At 47.1% G+C, this 15,890-nt stretch carries 14 protein-coding genes and 6 tRNA genes; 13 read left to right on the top strand and 7 right to left on the bottom strand.

Annotation, left to right across the window (positions count from 1 at the left end):
* Positions 1-122: 122 nt before the first annotated feature.
* Both KVT36_RS17380 and KVT36_RS17375 read left to right on the top strand, forming a co-directional pair.
* A complete protein-coding gene (locus KVT36_RS17380) occupies positions 123-587 on the top strand; it encodes a hypothetical protein (RefSeq protein WP_217604733.1) in 465 nt (154 codons plus the stop codon).
* 2 nt (positions 588-589) lie between these two features.
* Entirely contained in the window at positions 590-2,215 is a 1,626-nt protein-coding gene (locus tag KVT36_RS17375) for a murein L,D-transpeptidase (RefSeq protein WP_217604732.1), read from the top strand.
* Positions 2,216-2,293: 78 nt separating this feature from the next.
* On the opposite strand, the gene KVT36_RS17370 is transcribed toward KVT36_RS17375, so the two are convergent.
* Positions 2,294-3,055: a murein L,D-transpeptidase catalytic domain family protein gene (locus tag KVT36_RS17370; RefSeq protein WP_217604731.1), complete on the bottom strand. Its 762-nt coding sequence runs from the start codon at positions 3,053-3,055 to the stop codon at positions 2,294-2,296.
* A gap of 244 nt (positions 3,056-3,299) precedes the next feature.
* Between KVT36_RS17370 and KVT36_RS17365 the strand changes: the two genes are divergently transcribed.
* The 9 genes from KVT36_RS17365 to KVT36_RS17325 all read left to right on the top strand — a co-directional run bounded on the left by KVT36_RS17365 (position 3,300) and on the right by KVT36_RS17325 (position 7,488).
* Entirely contained in the window at positions 3,300-4,028 is a 729-nt protein-coding gene (locus KVT36_RS17365) for a phytanoyl-CoA dioxygenase family protein (RefSeq protein ID WP_254640062.1), read from the top strand.
* 492 nt (positions 4,029-4,520) lie between these two features.
* Positions 4,521-4,592 (top strand) — tRNA-Asp (locus KVT36_RS17360).
* 24 nt (positions 4,593-4,616) lie between these two features.
* Positions 4,617-4,689: transfer RNA gene (locus KVT36_RS17355), tRNA-Ile, on the top strand.
* 10 nt (positions 4,690-4,699) lie between these two features.
* Positions 4,700-4,771: transfer RNA gene (locus KVT36_RS17350), tRNA-Ile, on the top strand.
* Positions 4,772-4,894: 123 nt separating this feature from the next.
* Positions 4,895-4,969, top strand: a tRNA-Lys gene (locus tag KVT36_RS17345).
* Between the two features lie 64 nt (positions 4,970-5,033).
* Positions 5,034-5,105 (top strand) — tRNA-Asn (locus KVT36_RS17340).
* Positions 5,106-5,120: 15 nt separating this feature from the next.
* A tRNA-Phe gene (locus tag KVT36_RS17335) sits at positions 5,121-5,192 on the top strand.
* Between the two features lie 23 nt (positions 5,193-5,215).
* Positions 5,216-5,701, top strand: a complete 486-nt coding sequence (locus KVT36_RS17330) for a ribonuclease H-like YkuK family protein (protein ID WP_089906768.1) — start codon at positions 5,216-5,218, stop codon at positions 5,699-5,701.
* Between the two features lie 686 nt (positions 5,702-6,387).
* The gene (locus KVT36_RS17325; RefSeq protein ID WP_217604730.1) at positions 6,388-7,488 is read left to right on the top strand and encodes a slipin family protein; all 1,101 of its coding nucleotides are present in this window, start codon (positions 6,388-6,390) and stop codon (positions 7,486-7,488) included.
* A gap of 74 nt (positions 7,489-7,562) precedes the next feature.
* On the opposite strand, the gene KVT36_RS17320 is transcribed toward KVT36_RS17325, so the two are convergent.
* The 3 genes from KVT36_RS17320 to KVT36_RS17310 all read right to left on the bottom strand — a co-directional run bounded on the left by KVT36_RS17320 (position 7,563) and on the right by KVT36_RS17310 (position 11,097).
* Positions 7,563-7,976, bottom strand: coding sequence for a hypothetical protein (locus KVT36_RS17320; protein WP_217604729.1), 414 nt, complete (start codon positions 7,974-7,976; stop codon positions 7,563-7,565).
* 163 nt (positions 7,977-8,139) lie between these two features.
* The gene (locus KVT36_RS17315) at positions 8,140-9,768 is read right to left on the bottom strand and encodes a RagB/SusD family nutrient uptake outer membrane protein (protein ID WP_217604728.1); all 1,629 of its coding nucleotides are present in this window, start codon (positions 9,766-9,768) and stop codon (positions 8,140-8,142) included.
* Between the two features lie 69 nt (positions 9,769-9,837).
* The gene (locus KVT36_RS17310; RefSeq protein WP_217604727.1) at positions 9,838-11,097 is read right to left on the bottom strand and encodes an ectonucleotide pyrophosphatase/phosphodiesterase; all 1,260 of its coding nucleotides are present in this window, start codon (positions 11,095-11,097) and stop codon (positions 9,838-9,840) included.
* An 83-nt stretch (positions 11,098-11,180) separates the two neighbouring features.
* Between KVT36_RS17310 and uxuA the strand changes: the two genes are divergently transcribed.
* Positions 11,181-12,344 (top strand): mannonate dehydratase, encoded by a 1,164-nt coding sequence (uxuA, locus tag KVT36_RS17305; protein WP_217604726.1) that lies wholly within the window; start codon positions 11,181-11,183, stop codon positions 12,342-12,344.
* A gap of 4 nt (positions 12,345-12,348) precedes the next feature.
* Here uxuA and KVT36_RS17300 read toward each other — a convergent pair whose 3' ends face one another.
* Positions 12,349-12,897 carry a cupin domain-containing protein gene (locus KVT36_RS17300; RefSeq protein WP_217604725.1) on the bottom strand — a complete coding sequence of 183 codons (549 nt, stop codon included), beginning with the start codon at positions 12,895-12,897 and terminating at the stop codon, positions 12,349-12,351.
* 57 nt (positions 12,898-12,954) lie between these two features.
* On the opposite strand from KVT36_RS17300, the gene KVT36_RS17295 reads away from it, so the two are divergent.
* Positions 12,955-13,245, top strand: coding sequence for a hypothetical protein (locus tag KVT36_RS17295; RefSeq protein ID WP_217604724.1), 291 nt, complete (start codon positions 12,955-12,957; stop codon positions 13,243-13,245).
* 20 nt (positions 13,246-13,265) lie between these two features.
* On the opposite strand, the gene KVT36_RS17290 is transcribed toward KVT36_RS17295, so the two are convergent.
* On the bottom strand, positions 13,266-15,203 hold the full coding sequence (locus KVT36_RS17290) for a monovalent cation:proton antiporter-2 (CPA2) family protein (protein WP_217604723.1): 1,938 nt from the start codon (positions 15,201-15,203) through the stop codon (positions 13,266-13,268).
* 38 nt (positions 15,204-15,241) lie between these two features.
* Positions 15,242-15,847 carry an NAD(P)H-dependent oxidoreductase gene (locus tag KVT36_RS17285; RefSeq protein WP_217604722.1) on the bottom strand — a complete coding sequence of 202 codons (606 nt, stop codon included), beginning with the start codon at positions 15,845-15,847 and terminating at the stop codon, positions 15,242-15,244.
* Positions 15,848-15,890 lie beyond the last annotated feature (43 nt).

Here is a 15,890-nt window from a genome sequence, read left to right as displayed (position 1 = left end):
ATCCCTGTAACTTAATCTCTTCAACAAACGTTTTTTATAGCATACGAAAATACCTGCTGTGGCATCCATGCTGCCAGGCGGATACGTATTGTAACATCATATCACATTAAAACCATTTAACCATGCTGAAATCATGCTGCGTAGCATTTTTATTGCTGCTTGCTTTCTCCTGTAAAAAAGACAATGATCCAACACCTGTACATTACCGCTATTATGAAGTAGGGATGCACCGCGACGGCGGGGAACCTGGCTGGAAATGGCAGGATACCACTTTTGTAGTGGCCGTAGCTGATACCAATACTACCCTCATTGCGGAAATCAATGCCCAATTGAAACAGCCCATAGCCCAAAGGAATAAGTTTGTGGCAGGCACGTTAGTTGCAGGAGATGGAGGGTATAACAAGAACGTATCCCATCGTTTTAAATGGCATCTTAAAGAAGACGACTGGAACCTGGTAGATGCTACCATAGAGTTATCAGACGGATTGCCATACACCGATGTGGATATGAACAACAGCTACTGGATGGAGAAAGTGAAACGTTTCTCCCCCTGGTCCTCGTACATAAAGAAAGAAATAACACCATGAAAATGAAATGGCTGATCTTATTCATCCCCGCCGGCTTAATCCTGCTTCTTGCAGGATGCCGGCAGGGTACTAAAAGCAAACCGGAGATCACACCCCGCAATACCGCGGTGAACAAAAGTAACGCCTACAACGACCTGTTCCTGGACAGCACAGCCGTAGAGAAATTTATAGCGCAGCAAAAAATAGGGGATACTACCGCTAATGCTATGCGCAGCTTTTACAACGTCCGAAATTTTGAATATGCCTGGTTCGACAGCCAGGGGTTAACAGAACAGGCGCTGGGCTTCCGCAGCCTGTACCATTACAGCAAAGACACCAGCGGCAGCCGGCAAATGGAGATCCGCCTCGATGAATTAATGAACGACAATGATACCACTATCACAGGCAATGAAGCCGGTATTATAAAAACAGAACTACAGCTAACACAACGTTTTTTACAGTTTGCGCAGGAAAATTATGCAGATCTGAACACTGCGCAGCTGCAGCAATTTATTCCCATTCAGAAACAGCGCCTGCTACAGCTCACAGATTCTATACTGGCAAACAACAGCCGGGAACACAGAGATTACGAAGCAGCCACCCCGGCATACGCCGCCATGAAAAAGCAGCTGGAGCAGTATGTGGACATTGCCAAAAAAGGCGGCTGGCCGGCCATTACAGCCGACAAGAAAAAGTATAAAAAAGGAGATAATGCAGAGGCTATACAGCTGGTAAAAAGAAGATTGCAGGCTACCGGCGAGCTGTCTGGCGCTGACAGCAGCACCTTATTTGACGACACCCTGGAAGCAGCCATCAAAACATTTCAGCAAACGCATGGTTATACCCCCACCGGTTTGCTTACAGATACACTGCTGCACGATATGAATGTACCCGTACTGGCACGCGTACAACAGCTGGTAATGAATATGGAACGTATGCGTTGGGCGCCCGCAGCGCCGGAAGGACAGCTTATCATAGTAAACATACCCGAATACGTATTGCATGTATGGGAAGGCAAAAACAAGGTATTTGATATGCCGGTAGTAGTAGGCAAAGAAGGCAGCAGCACCACTATGTTCTACGGCGATCTGAACCAGATTGTATTTAACCCTTACTGGCATGTGCCGCGCAGCATAGTACGCAAGGAAATATTGCCGCACATTGCTAAGAACAAAAATTACCTGGCAGAAAATGAAATGGAGATCACTGGCGAGCGCAACGGCGTGCCCGTAATAAGGCAGCGCCCGGGTAAAAAGAATGCGCTGGGCCATGTAAAATTCCTGTTCCCCAATAGCTTTAATATCTACTTTCATGATACGCCGGTAAAAAGCCTGTTTGAAAAAGATAAACGTGCATACAGCCATGGCTGTATACGTTTAAGCGATCCCGTAAAAATGGCTAATTACCTGTTGCAGGATATGCCAAAATGGACACCTGAAAAAGTAGACAGCGCTATTAACAAAGGCGATAAGGAAAAATATGTGGAGCTGAAGCATTCCGTACCCGTACTGGTAACCTATTATACCGCCTGGGTGGATGAGCAGGGCGCTTTACAGTTCCGCGATGATATTTATGGGCACGATGCACGCCTGGCGCAAAAGATGTTTACAGACGGACAGCAGGGCCAGGCGCTCACCTCCGCCAACTAAAAAGAAAAGACCGGCAGGTTATGCCAGGTCTTCATTAACTTTTTCAATAAACATAGGTAGTATAACAGGTAATACCGCTTACAGCACCGGGGTGCTCATAGCTAAAGTTTTGTCCTGTTTCAGCATCTTGGAACGTGCAATATAATTTTTGTTAGCGCTGTAAATAAACAGGCAGGCGCCGCCTTTCAGCGCTTCAATCACTTCACGGTGTATGTCGTCCGGAATAGCCGGGCAACCCAGGCTGCGGCCAATGTAGCCCTGGTTACTAATAAAATCTTCATTCACATAACTGGCGCCGTGCATCACAATACCCCGGTGCATAGCATTATCATTAATGCCTTTTTCCGTTCCCTGCAAACGTAGTGATAAGCCATGCTCACCCAGGTAGGTATTATCCGTGATATAAAATCCTAAGCTGCTCTTATTACTGTTAGTGGCATTGGAAAAGCTGGTAGCATTCAGCTTACCGGTATTTTTCCCATGGGATACCAGTGTATTAAACAGCAGCCGGCCGTTCTTTACATCAATAACGAATAAGCGTTTCTGGGTGGAGGGAAGGCTGAAGTCCACAATAGCAATTAGGCTGTCGTTATGCAGCCTGCCATTATTTAACAGGCGGTTAAAACCAATCATGCCATACATAAAAGCATCCTGGGAAAGTCCCATCGTACCCAGCTGTAAGCTGTCGTATACCATACTTTTACTGCTGCTTGCGGCAGCAGGTACCGGCATAAATTTTGCTCTCTTACGGCTGGTAGAGGCATTAGCGGCAAATAAAAACGAAAAAAGTACAATTGGAATAATAAATAGTTTAGCTCTTCGATGGATAGGTTTTTTCATTTTCACAGTTCTCCAAGTTGACACAGGCCATAAGTTTTTCCACAGGTATATGGTCCTGTTGTGGTGATTAAAAATAGTTAGGAATAGTTGTAGTGTTTTGTTTTGTATAACAAATATCGGTAAAATTTGACTAAAATACACGGCTGAAGTCCCTTGTTTGCTGTTTTTTTAACATTTTTCAGACATTTTAAACGATTTGACATTGACGGGCCGGGTATTATCTTAGCGGCCTTATCTGTTATTTATGCAGGAGCACATGCCTCTTTACCTGGATCAATTAGCCCGGGCCGGGTACACGGTTATACCGGATGTTTTTTCAGCCCATGAAACAGAGGCCATTAGTGCCGCACTCGCTACAGCGGATACCACATCTCCCACTTTCCGTAAAACGGCCGATCTTTTTGCCATCCGGCAATGTTTGAAAGAAATACCTAAGCTGCAATCATTGATCTTCACAAATAACCTTCATGAAATTATTCAGCAGCTTCTCGGAGATGACTATTTTGTAGTGAAGTCTATTTATTTTGATAAGCCGCCTCAATCCAACTGGTGGGTAGCCTGGCATCAGGATCTTACGATTTCTGTTGATCAGAAAATATCATTACCCGGTTATACATCGTGGACCATCAAACAACAGCAATTTGCAGTACAACCACCACTGGAAATATTGGAACATATTTACACCATCCGCATTCATTTGGATGATACCGATGCTGCCAATGGTGCATTAAAAGTAATACCCGGTTCTCATCGCAAAGGCATCTATCGGCCAGAAACAATTGACTGGAAAACTGAAACGGAAGTAATGTGTAATGTGCCTAAAGGAGGTGTTATGCTGATGCGCCCTTTATTACTGCATGCCTCTGACAGGGCCACCAGCAATAGTAACAGGCGGGTGATGCATATAGAATTTTGCAACCGCACATTACCGGCTGGTTTACAATGGAATGAATACATCGGCCGTACACGTTAGTCGTAACAAGAAAAAATTTTATGCAATTTTTTTATCAAAAGTTGTTTTTATCAAAAAATTAGTTTCATCTTTGCACTGTTAAAGAAAACAAAAAATAAAAAACATGTCACGTATACAATTACATACAAACGCAAAAAAAGGCTTTAGTCCCATGGAGGATGATAGCGTTTGCGGGGCATGTTATGCTACAGAATAGTTGAAACAACGAATTCGATATAACAGAGGCCCCGCAAGAGATTGCGGGGTTTTTATTTTATATAAAACACAAACATGAAAATGCATTCACTACACATAACAAACATACGATTTACAGGTATGAATGATCAATGGTTATCACTCATAAACCCCTGTTATGTGTATAGTGATCAGCAGAAGAATGATAAACATATTGAATGGCACTCGTCATATAAACGACCCTGGTATGCCCGCACATAAGTAACCCTATGTGCAGTTAAAAAGCCCGGTCGTACTAAGCGGCCGGGCTTTTTTTATGGTTCGTTGGTGTAATGGTTAACATCTCAGATTGTCGATCTGCAGCTACGGGTTCGATTCCCGTACGAACCGCTGTGTCTCTATACGAAAGTAAACTGGCCTGTAGCTCAATGGTAGGAGCAGCTGCCTTATACGCAGAAGGCTATCGGTTCAAACCCGGTCAGGCCAACAAAACAAATGGTGACTTGGCGCAATGGTAGCGCACTACGCTGATACCGTAAAGGTTGATAGTTCGAATCTGTCAGTCACCACAAATTGCTGGATAGTGTAATGGTCAACACATCACATTTTGGCTGTGATAGTTTCAGTTCGATTCTGAATCCGGCAACTGAATAAAAATGACGTCTGTAGTTTAATGACGCCCAAAACAAAATTGGTTCGTAACTCAATTGGTTTAGAGTACCGGTCTTTTACACCGGGAGTTGTGAGTTCGAGTCTCACCGGGCCAACAATGGTGTGAGTGCTATTTATCCCTTACCACTTCTGGACAGTGGTACAAGCTCACACCAGTACGGATAGGTAGCTTAATGGTAAAGCAGCGGCCTGTTAAGCCGCAGGATGAAAGTTCGAATCTTTCCCGCTCCGCAAAACATAATTAACGGTTGGGTAGCTCCAATGGTAGAGCAGCGGTTTGAAGCATCGCCTGTGCAGGTTCGAATCCTGCCCCAGCCACGGACCAATAAAAACAGAATGTCATGGACCACAAAAGACAATGGAGACGGTTAAACGGCGCCATTGTAAAAACACCGATCGAAGATGAAATAAGGGATGTGCTGGTACAAGCCATCCACAATGGTTACACCATGAAAGTTTGTATAGGTACAGACAGCCAGGTGAAAGGCCGCACCACGGAGTTTGCCACCGTAATTGTATTTATCCGCAAAGGAAAAGGCGGTTTCATGTATATACACAATGAAACCACGGTACGCAAAATGTCTGTAAGAGAAAGGATGCTGGCGGAAGTAACTAAAAGTATTGAAGTAGCCTACGAATTATGTGGCCTGTTCACTACTTACAATGTAGACATGGAAGTGCACGCAGATATTAACACGCAGCCCAACTTTAAAAGTAATGATGCTTTAAAGGAAGCAATGGGTTATATCACCGGGATGGGTTTTGCCTTTAAAGCTAAGCCGCATGCCTTTGCCAGCAGCAGCTGCGCAGATAAAGCCGTGCATTGAGAAGACAGAAATAATTGCGCTACAGCAGATAGCTCTCCATGTTTGGATGAGCTGTTAAAACTGGAAAGGTGCGGGTATAAAATATAGCTGCCGGACAGCAGGCAATTCTTCACCTATGTTGGATGAGCTGCCAAAACAGATTATAAAATATGACTGATGGAAAGCATCAGTAAAAGATCTTCCCCCTGAAAGGGGAAGCGGATATCCCTCTAACCGGCAACCCGGGCGTGGTCTTAGAAGCCCCGCAGTGCAGCGGCCGTAGCTTGCTGTATGCTGTTGTTCGCGTTATGGTAGTGTCCTGACCTGTGGGTCGAAGGTTCGATTCCTTCACGGTTTAAAGCACCGTTAGCTCAATTGGTTAGAGCAACAGTTACATGTGGGTTCAAATCCCGCTCCTTTTAAGGATAGCATAATAGGTAATGCAACAATCCGGAAGCGCACTCCTTCCCTAAAAAGTGCACCAACAAAACCAGCGTTACCCGGCCGGCTTATGCAAAAGGTATAGGCGACAGGCGGTTTGGTAAATACCAGCGGGTGAATGCTCCGTTACAGGCAGCCAATGATTAAAACAGGTTATGCACACCGCACCTGTTCCATTAACGGTCCCCTGTAACGGAAATCCACCTCCGTATGTATTGAATGCAACGTAGCGCTGGTCTTTTTAAAACAGCAATAAAATTGAAAAAATGAAAAGGGTAACAATTAACGCCTACCAGCTTGGTTTGGTGTTTAAAAATGGCGTGTACAAACGCATGCTGGCAGAGGGCAGCTACTGGCTGATGCCCGCTGATACTGTGCGGATATACGATACTACTGCGCCGTTTGAAACAGCTTATGAGCTCAACATCCTGTTGCAGGATGAAGCGCTGGCAGCAAGGCTGCACGTAGTAGAGGTAAAGGAAGATGAAATAGTGCTGCAATATGAAAACGGTTTGCTGAAACAGGTGCTTACTACCGGCCGCCACGTTTTCTGGAAAGGTATTGTACAATACAAATTTGTACGTGCCGGTTTGAACAAGGTGCAGATAACGGAAAACCTTGACCGTACCACACTGCAGCACCGGCTGGTAGCGCCTTACGTGCGCACCTTCAGTGTGGAAAGTTATGAGCGTGCAGTACTGTTCATTGATGGTAAGTATGCGCAAACACTGGCAGGTGGTGTGTACTACTTCTGGCGGAACCACATTCCCATCCTTATAGGTAAAGTAGATACGCGGCAGCTGCAAACAGAGCTGAATGGCCAGGAAATACTAACCAAAGACAAAGCAGCTTTGCGTATTAACGCCTGGGCACAATACAGGGTTACTGATATTGAAAAAGCCATTTTGCAGCACAAGGAGTACGATAAACAATTGTACATCCTGTTCCAGCTGGCGCTGCGTGAATACGTTGCCGGTTTGGGTTTGGATGAGCTGCTGGAAAAGAAAGATACCCTGGCGCCCTTCATTCTGCAAGCGGTAAGCGATAAAGCAGCTGGCCTGGGTGTGCAGGTAACCGGCTTCGGTATCCGCGATATTATACTGCCGGGTGAAATGAAAGACATCATGAACCAGGTGCTGGTAGCGGAAAAGAAAGCGCAGGCCAACACCATTATGCGCCGGGAAGAAACCGCCAGCACACGTAGCTTGCTGAACACTGCAAAACTGATGGAAGATAACCCGATGCTGTGGAAGCTGAAGGAAATGGAATACGTGGAAAAGATAGCAGAGAAGATCAGCAGCATTAGTGTAAGTGGTAGCGGAGTATTGGTTGATCAGCTGCGGCAGATCTTTACGCCTCAAAAATAAGCGGGTTGGCTGCAAAAGGCAGCCAACCCGTTTTGTTGTTGTGTGTATAGCAGGTAAAGAATATTCCCTTTCTCTTATCGTCCATGGCCCCAGCCCCTGTTGATCACCCGGCCTCTTCCTCTTCTGTTATCCCTATGATTGTCGTGCGCATAACGCGCCCTGTACACATCATGGTGCAGGTAAGGCCTGGGTTCATTGATCACTACCTTGTGACTATGGTACAGATCAAACCCGCGATAGCGTGCCGGTAAGCTGGCAGCAGTGATCCAGCGCGGACCATCCGCATATACGAACTGCCGTGCAGGCACATTATAATAAGCATCTATATCAGGTAAATAGTAGTACTGCGCGTAATCATATCCTGCAGGGCCCCATTCAGGCTGGCTGCCAATGTTAAAATTTACGTTAACTCTTACCTGTGCGTTGGCATTTTTGTGAAAGGCGATGCTGCCAGTGAACAGCAGGGCTACAAGTATTAAGCGTTTCATGTTCGCAAATTTTTGATCCAATAGTTAGATGTGCGCAGGTAACAAGAGTTTAAACCGTTAACGTTGTTTAACACTCCGGTATAAAACAAAAAAGGCCGCCTGGAAAGGCAGCCTGTTGCATGTTTATCTAATTTGTAACCTTTAGCCCTATTCAGGGAAAAGTTTAATATCCTACGTTTTGATATAAGTTGGGATAAGTCTCCAGTATGCTGATGGGAATGGGCAGCAGCTCATTATACTTCTGATAACCCAGTGGTCCTAACACTGTCAGATCAGCATCCCAGCGGCGTAAAGCAAGTAAGCGGTTGCCTTCTGTACGCATATTGCGTTTCCAGGCGGTCATCAGCTCTGTACGGAAATTGTCCGGGCTGATAGTGTTTGCCAGGTCTGCTAACTTTTCGCGCCGGCGTATTTTATTCAGGCTGCTAACCGCATCGTTCATAGTGCCTGCATGAAGGTTAGCTTCTGCATTGATCAGGTACATTTCTGTTAAGCGCAGCTCAGGTAAAAAAGTACCTCTCTTAAATACGCTCTGCACCCAGCTGCTTGTCAGGGTGTTGGAGGTGTTCCACAACAGCTCTTTATTACCGGTTTGGGTAAATATCAAAGGTGTATCCACCAGCGCATAGGCCGTATTGGCAATCACTGCGCTGCTATAGGTTTTTGCATTCACAAAATCATCTGCTTCCAGGGCCAGCTTAGCCTGTATGGCTTTACAGGCCGCAGCAGAAATAATATCTGTATTGCTGCCCAGCTTTGCTGCTGCAGTTGTTAACAGCGTATCTATATAGGTGCGGATGTCATTGGTATTGGGCCGGCCTGCGGTGGTAGGTAATGCAAGGTCGTTCTGCATAGGTACATTGCCAAAATAAGCAGTAAGCTGAAAATATACATATGCTTTTACACCTTTGGCCTGTGCAATGGCCAGCTCTTTTTCGGCGGTTTGCATATCGCTTACCGCATTGGTATAATTAATTACTTTATTCAGCTGCGATATAATCTGGTAGCCAGTTTGCCAGAGCAGGAGCGCGGTACTATTGGCAGCGTTCATAGCGGTGTAGGCATCTATACCGCACCAGTCAGGGCCCATGCTGCCACAGGCTGCATCGTCCGTATACACGGCATCCAGGGTTACCTGCACCTCATGAAAGTTATTCAGGCTTGTAATGCTGCTTTGCAGGGCGGCCGCTACTGCTGCCTTATTACTGAAGCCTATAGGCCGGTTATCCAGCTTGCCGATCAGGATGCGTTTGCTGTTGCTGCTTTTGGCTGCTATGTGAATGGATTGTGCGGGCAGCTCTGTAACATCATTACTATTTACTATCCCGTCCATGTTCAGGTCTTCTAAGCGGAAGTTGCCGGGCGCTGCATACTTGTTAAGAGGCGAGTTGGCAATTTCTGCGGTGGTCTGGTACAGGGAATCTGCCACATAACCTACATACGCGCCATCTACCTGTTTTGCGCCTAAAAGGTTATCACCATCGGTACTGGTGGCCACAATAAAATACTGGCCGGTATCAATGCTGGCAAAACTGGCTTTACCGTTGGCATCGGTGGCTTGTGTGTACGCAGCTGTGCCGCTGTTAAATGCAGCCTTTGTTTTAAACAGCTTTACGGTGGCGTTGGTGGCGGGTGAGCCAACAGGTTTATCCACGCTCCAGGTTAAGGTGTTGTAAACTTGTACTTCCAGTGATTGTTTGTCCTGCTCAGGGGTAGGCTGAGGTTTGTCGTCGTTTTTCGAACAGGCTGAAAGGGCAGCCAGCGAAAAAGCATACAGTGCAATTTTCTTCATGGATAATAGGGTTATTTTTTATAACCCACAAAGATAATCGCATTAATTGTTTTTTATATGTATTAAGCGTTATTTCTGTAATATATTTTTCAGCACTTCGGCTTTTCCGTCTACCGGTTCTGTGATCTTTAATCCTAAGATGCTGGTTACTAACGGGTACACATGCACGTTGGCAAAAGCAGGCTGCGTATAATGTTTTTTAAAGGCTGGCCCCCAGGCCATAAAAGTGGCATTCATACGGGTGTCATTATTATCATACCCATGATGGCCGGGGTAGGTACGCATATTTTTCTTACCAAAAACATACCCTGCATCCGCAACTAATATGATGTTGCCAATACGGTTGTAACGGTCTTCCTGTCCGTAATGCCAGCGGACAGGGGTTTCTTTTTTCAGGAATACCCGGTAATGATGGGCCTTTGCCTTTAACGTATCATATAACTGCCGGATGCGTGTTGTATCACTGTTATAGATCATGATCTTTTCATTTCCCAGTGACAGGTTACAGTCACTGAGATTAAGGGTGCTGTCTAAGTAAATAGGATGTTGTATATCCGCCTGCGCCATACCATGATCTGATACTACAATAAAATTTACAGGCAATTGCAGCTTAGCTACTGCCTGCACCATTTTGCCAATGCTTTCATCTACAAACTGAACGGCTTTGCGGGCGCTGTCTGAATCTGGCCCTGCATGGTGTGCTGCGTGGTCTACTTCCGGGAAGTAAAAAGCTACCAGGTGCGGGCGCTTATCTGCCGGCAGGCTTAACCAGTCCACTACCTGTTGTATGCGCTGATCTATGCCTTGTTTTTCATTATAGGTAAATGAATAAGTAGGGCGGGTATCCTGTATGGCAGCTTCTGAGCCTACCCAGAAATAACTGGCGCTTACCATTTGCTGTTTTTCCGCCAGCACCCATAAAGGCGTGCCGCCATACCAGCTGCCATCCTCCACCACATCACGGTCATGCACATAATATCTTTTACGCCGTTGCGGATCATAAAAATCATTGTCAACAAGGCCGTGGTGGGAGGGATACAAACCTGTTACCAGCGTATAATGGTTGGGAAATGTTAAGGTAGGAAAACTGGGCTGCATGCTCTTTGCACGCACACCATTGGCCGACAGGCGCAGTAAATTTTTTGCATGATATTTCTCTGCAAAATCATACCGCATGCCGTCAATGGAAATAAGGATCACATAAGGTTTCTGCTGCTGTACGGCGCTGTTGCTGCGGTTGGGTACTGTATGCAGGGAAGTATCCTGCGCAAAAGATAATAAGGTAAAAAAACAGCCAATGCAGGATAGTAAAAAAGATCGTTGAATCATACGCCGGTATTAAAGCTATAAATTTAAATATCCTTTGTTACTTTAGAGATTACTTTTTAGTTATGAACATGGTTCCGCATTATATGAAACTATTAAAACCTACCTGGCGCTGGTTTGGGCCGGATGATCCTGTAACGCTGCAGGAAATAAGGCAAACAGATGCCACCGGCATTGTAACAGCCTTACATGATATTCCGCATGGCGAAGTGTGGCCCATGGCTGCTATTGCCGCCCGCAAACAATTAATTGAGCAGGCAGGCCTTAGCTGGGATGTGGTGGAAAGCGTAACCGTGCATGAATCCATTAAAACACAAACCGGCGATTATACCGGTTACATAGAAAAATATAAGCTTACACTGGAGAACCTGGCGGCTTGCGGCATCCGCATTGTAACGTACAATTTTATGCCGGTGCTGGACTGGGTACGTACCAATATCAGCTACCGCCTGCCCAATGGTGCAGAAGCATTGTATTTTGATAAAGCCGACCTGGCCTTATTTGATATTCACTTACTGGAAAGAAAAAATGCCGCTAATGATTATGATGCGGCCACCGTAGCTGCTGCCGCCCAACGCTGGCAGCAGTACACGGATGCGCAAAAGCAGGCCATTGCAGATACCATCCTGCTGGGCATTCCCAGTGAAAAAAAGCTGGATATACCCGGCATCAGGGAGCGCCTCCAGCATTATAAACATATTACCCGCCAGCAGCTGCGGCAGCACCTGCAATATTTTTTACAGCAGGTAGTGCCGGTGGCAGAAAAGCTGGACATTAAGCTGGCCATTCACCCGGATGATCCTCCGTTTGATGTGCTGGGCCTGCCCCGTATTGTAAGCAGCCATGATGATATTGCTTTTATACTGCAGATGGTAGACAGCCCCGCCAATGGTATCTGTTACTGCACCGGCTCCCTGGGCGCCGGCACGCATAACGATCTGCCGGCTATTTTGCGCATGATAGGCAACCGCGTAAACTTTGTGCATTTACGTAATGTACAGCAGGATACCAGCGGCAATTTTTACGAAGCGGATCATTTGCAGGGAGACGTAGACATGTACACCATTATGAAAACCCTGCTGCAATTGCAGCAGCAGCAACCGCTGCCCATTCCATTCCGCCCGGACCACGGGCATCGTATGCTGGATGATCTGCAAAAACACTGCAACCCCGGTTATACCGTTATTGGTAGAATGAAGGGGCTGGCAGCCCTGCTTGGGTTACAGCGGGGCATTGCAGGCGGCCGCTAAAGCGCTAGGCCAGCCGCCACTCTAACCAGTACTGGCGCATCGGGCCATCGGCCCCGTACACCGGGTCTATAACAGGCAGCGGTAAATGCTCAATGCGTTCATCTGCCTCCGGCCTTTCACTGGTATCGCCCCGGCAAACATCATATTGCTCCTGCCCGGGGGGGTAAGCGCCAATGCAGCTGAAATCAGCGCTGCTATTCAGGCTGCAATGCGCCACACCGGCAGGTATGATCAGTACGTCGCCCATTCTTATTTCCAGGTTAATGCCATGCGGGCCGCCCAGCTGTACGGTGGCTTCCCCGCTGCAAACGCCCAGTACTTCGTGCGAGGTGCTGTGATAGTGATGAAAATTATAGATACCGCTTTCCCAGATGCCTGTCCACCCATTGCTGGTGAACAATGCTTCTATAGCAGCTGCTGCAGTAAAGTCATCCGGTACCTGCAAACAATCTTCATAAAACAAAGCCGGCAGGTGTGGGTTATTGGGAAAAATGCCATCGTCCCGGAAGGCATATGGTTGTATTTCGCTGGATAATAAAACAAGCTGGGCCATAAAACACTTAGATTTTTCTAAATAGCCTCAACTCTTGTACCACAAAAACGGTTACTTTTGAAACAACAGAAAAAACCTAATGCCGTGGACTACTTTACACTGAAATTTGAATACAAAGGTCACCCGCATATCCTTGAGGTAAAGACCTGGGACCAGCAATATAAAACCGTTTATAAGGTGATCATACAGGAGCATGAAATTACCTTTGAACCGGATGAAGAAGGCTACCCGCGCGCCATTGCAGACAATCACGCCCAGGCGGGCAATATAGATGCCGGCTTAGTGGAAGATGTAGCGCAGCGTATAGCCGCGCACGTAAATGGCGAAGGAACCGCAACGAATGAATAACCGGAAGCGGAAAATAAATACTACGTATTTTCTTTTTTCACATTCAATATTTCTGCACTACTATTGGCATCCGGGATCCCTTCTATCTCGGGGTTTCCTTCTTCCTCCATCAGGGAGCGCTCATCCCAGCTCAGTATTTCATCGTTCCAGGGTTTCACCTTATCTGTTTGAATGAGCGTGGACATTTCTTCAATACGTTCCTTAAAAGTATTCAGATAGGTTTTGCGGTCATCGCGCAGGGCTGATAGTTCTTTCAACGCTTTTTCATCATGCTGCCGGAAAGTGCTGGCAGCGCGGCGCGCGTTATAGGCGCGGAAACCCAGCATATGCAGCGCATCGGCTCCCATGCGCAGGGAAGTATCCAGCGATTCCCGGTAAATATGCAGCACGCCCAGCTCCATCAGGTCAAAGGTATCCGGTATGGTAGCTGCCTTTACCAGCATTTGCAGGTTGGGAAAATGCTGGCGCACCACTTTTACTATTTCCGTTGTTTGGTCAATAGTGTCTGTAGCAATAATAATTATTTTAGCCTCTGCTGCACCGGCGGCATGCAGCAGATCCTGGCGGGATGCATCTCCGTAATAAGCGCGTATGCCCAGGTTGTGCAGCATATCTATGCGGTCAGAGTCCAGGTCCAGGATAGTAGTGGGCACACCATTGGCCAGCAAAAAGCGGCCTATTACATTCCCTGTTTTTCCAAAGCCCGCCAGTATTACCGGGTTCTTTTCATCAATGGCATCTGCCTCCCGGGTACTGCTTTCCGTAATGGTAAAGCGGGGCTGCAATAACTTTTCATAAAGCAGGATCACCAGCGGCGTAAAGGCCATGCTGAGCGCCACTACAGCCGTCATCATACTGGCAGTGGCATCCGGCAGTATACCGTTTTGGCGGGTAAAGGACAGCAGCACAAAAGCAAATTCACCTACCTGCGATAAGCTGTAACCAAACAGCAGGTTCTGATCCGTGCTTAGCTTAAATATTTTTCCCAGCCCCATTAAGATCAGGCATTTCACCATCATCAGGGCCAGCACTAATCCCAGCATTACCAGGGGTTGGGAAAGTATCAGGTGAAAATCTATAGAAGCGCCTACGGCAATAAAGAATAGTCCTAACAGCAAACCTTTGAACGGTTCTATATCACTTTCCAGCTCATGCCGGTATTCGCTGTTGGCCAGCACCACCCCGCCTAAGAACGCGCCCAGCGCAGGGCTTAAGCCCACTAAGGTCATGAGTACAGATATGCCTACTACCAGCAGCAGCGCAAAGGTGGTGAACAGCTCCCGCACCCGTACCTGCGCCACCAGCCGCAGTAGCGGCCTTACCAGGTAACGCCCTGCCAGTATAATGGTGATCACTGCGCCAAATACCATCAGCGTTTGCATCCAGCCGGGGAGGCCATCCCTGAACGTATGCCCGCCGGTGCTGGTAACAGCGCCTACCGGCGCCAGTAATGGGAAAATAGCCAGCATGGGAATTACTGCAATATCCTGGAACAGCAGCACGGAAAATGCGCTTTGTCCCGCAGCAGAAGGCATCCAGCCTTTTTCTTTCAGGATCTGTAATACAATGGCGGTAGAGGAAAGGGAGAAGGTCATACCCAACGCCAGCGCTGCATTCCAGGGTTGCCCCATCCACCAGGCAATAACAGAGATCACAGCGGTGCTGATCAGCACCTGCATACCGCCCAGACCAACAATAGGCGCGCGCAGCTTCCAGAGCAGCGAGGGCTCCAGCTCAATACCTATGAGGAACAGCATCATTACCACGCCAAACTCCCCAAAGTGCAGAATGTCCTGCCCTTCAGCTCCAATGAACCCCATTACATTCGGCCCTATGAAAATACCCGCCAGCAGGTAGCCCAGCACAGATCCCAGCCCCAGCTTTTTAGCCACCGGCACACATACTACCGCTGCGGCCAGGTATATCATGGCAGTAAAGAAAAAGGAATGCTCGTTCATCCGTACAAAAGTTTAAGAAGGTTGGCAAATGGCTGCTATCAGTTACTATCGCTGGTTTGTGCTATCAGGTCATTCAGGTAGGCCGCTTCCTGCAGCATGGCCGGGGTATACTTATCATCCCGCAGGGCTTCCAGCGTTTCCCGGTACTGCATGCAGCAAAAAGGCAGGTCCTGCCGTTTCAGGCGGTGCGTGCCATGTATTACAAAAGGCGGTAAATACTCCATGTTGCAAAGGCGGGCTGTTTGCCGGAAAGGCAGCAAAAAATCATGAATGGTACAGCCATGGTGCCCGCCAACAGTATAGGACTGCTGTGAGCCGCCGGTGCTGATCACATTGCCTATCCGTTTGCCGCTTAAAGCTTTGCCGGTATGCCCGTAGGCCCAGCCATGTTCCAGCACCAGGTCCTGCCATTGTTTAATAATAGCAGGTGCGCTGTACCAGTAGAACGGGTGTTGGAAAAGAATAATATCGTGCTGCAGCAACAGCGCCTGCTCCCGCTCTGCATCTATATTCAGATCAGGATATACCTCGTAAAGGTCATGCAGGGTAACACCCTGCGTGCCTTTGATATTCTTTAGCAAGCCGGCATGTATGCGTGATTTCTCCAGCGCAGGATGCGCAAACAGGATAAGTATTTTGGCCATACAATAAATTAACAATTAAAAATGAACAATTAATAATCACGCG

Origin of the sequence: Chitinophaga sp. GbtcB8, assembly GCF_019091455.1 — a bacterium.
In the GTDB taxonomy this organism is placed as follows: domain Bacteria; phylum Bacteroidota; class Bacteroidia; order Chitinophagales; family Chitinophagaceae; genus Chitinophaga.
Note: the sequence above shows the minus strand (reverse complement) of the source record. Positions and strands in the feature narration are given on the sequence as shown.

Bases quoted from the DNA above. Each gene is read 5' to 3' on its own strand.
- KVT36_RS17330 (WP_089906768.1), top strand. From the start codon at position 5,216: ATGGACCACAAAAGACAATGGAGACGGTTAAACGGCGCCATTGTAAAA.
- KVT36_RS17285 (WP_217604722.1), bottom strand. From the start codon at position 15,847: ATGGCCAAAATACTTATCCTGTTTGCGCATCCTGCGCTGGAGAAATCA.
- uxuA (WP_217604726.1), top strand. From the start codon at position 11,181: ATGAAACTATTAAAACCTACCTGGCGCTGGTTTGGGCCGGATGATCCT.
- KVT36_RS17380 (WP_217604733.1), top strand. From the start codon at position 123: ATGCTGAAATCATGCTGCGTAGCATTTTTATTGCTGCTTGCTTTCTCC.
- KVT36_RS17315 (WP_217604728.1), bottom strand. From the start codon at position 9,768: ATGAAGAAAATTGCACTGTATGCTTTTTCGCTGGCTGCCCTTTCAGCC.
- KVT36_RS17300 (WP_217604725.1), bottom strand. From the start codon at position 12,897: ATGGCCCAGCTTGTTTTATTATCCAGCGAAATACAACCATATGCCTTC.
- KVT36_RS17365 (WP_254640062.1), top strand. From the start codon at position 3,300: ATGCAGGAGCACATGCCTCTTTACCTGGATCAATTAGCCCGGGCCGGG.
- KVT36_RS17370 (WP_217604731.1), bottom strand. From the start codon at position 3,055: ATGAAAAAACCTATCCATCGAAGAGCTAAACTATTTATTATTCCAATT.
- KVT36_RS17325 (WP_217604730.1), top strand. From the start codon at position 6,388: ATGAAAAGGGTAACAATTAACGCCTACCAGCTTGGTTTGGTGTTTAAA.
- KVT36_RS17290 (WP_217604723.1), bottom strand. From the start codon at position 15,203: ATGAACGAGCATTCCTTTTTCTTTACTGCCATGATATACCTGGCCGCA.
- KVT36_RS17310 (WP_217604727.1), bottom strand. From the start codon at position 11,097: ATGATTCAACGATCTTTTTTACTATCCTGCATTGGCTGTTTTTTTACC.
- KVT36_RS17320 (WP_217604729.1), bottom strand. From the start codon at position 7,976: ATGAAACGCTTAATACTTGTAGCCCTGCTGTTCACTGGCAGCATCGCC.
- KVT36_RS17375 (WP_217604732.1), top strand. From the start codon at position 590: ATGAAATGGCTGATCTTATTCATCCCCGCCGGCTTAATCCTGCTTCTT.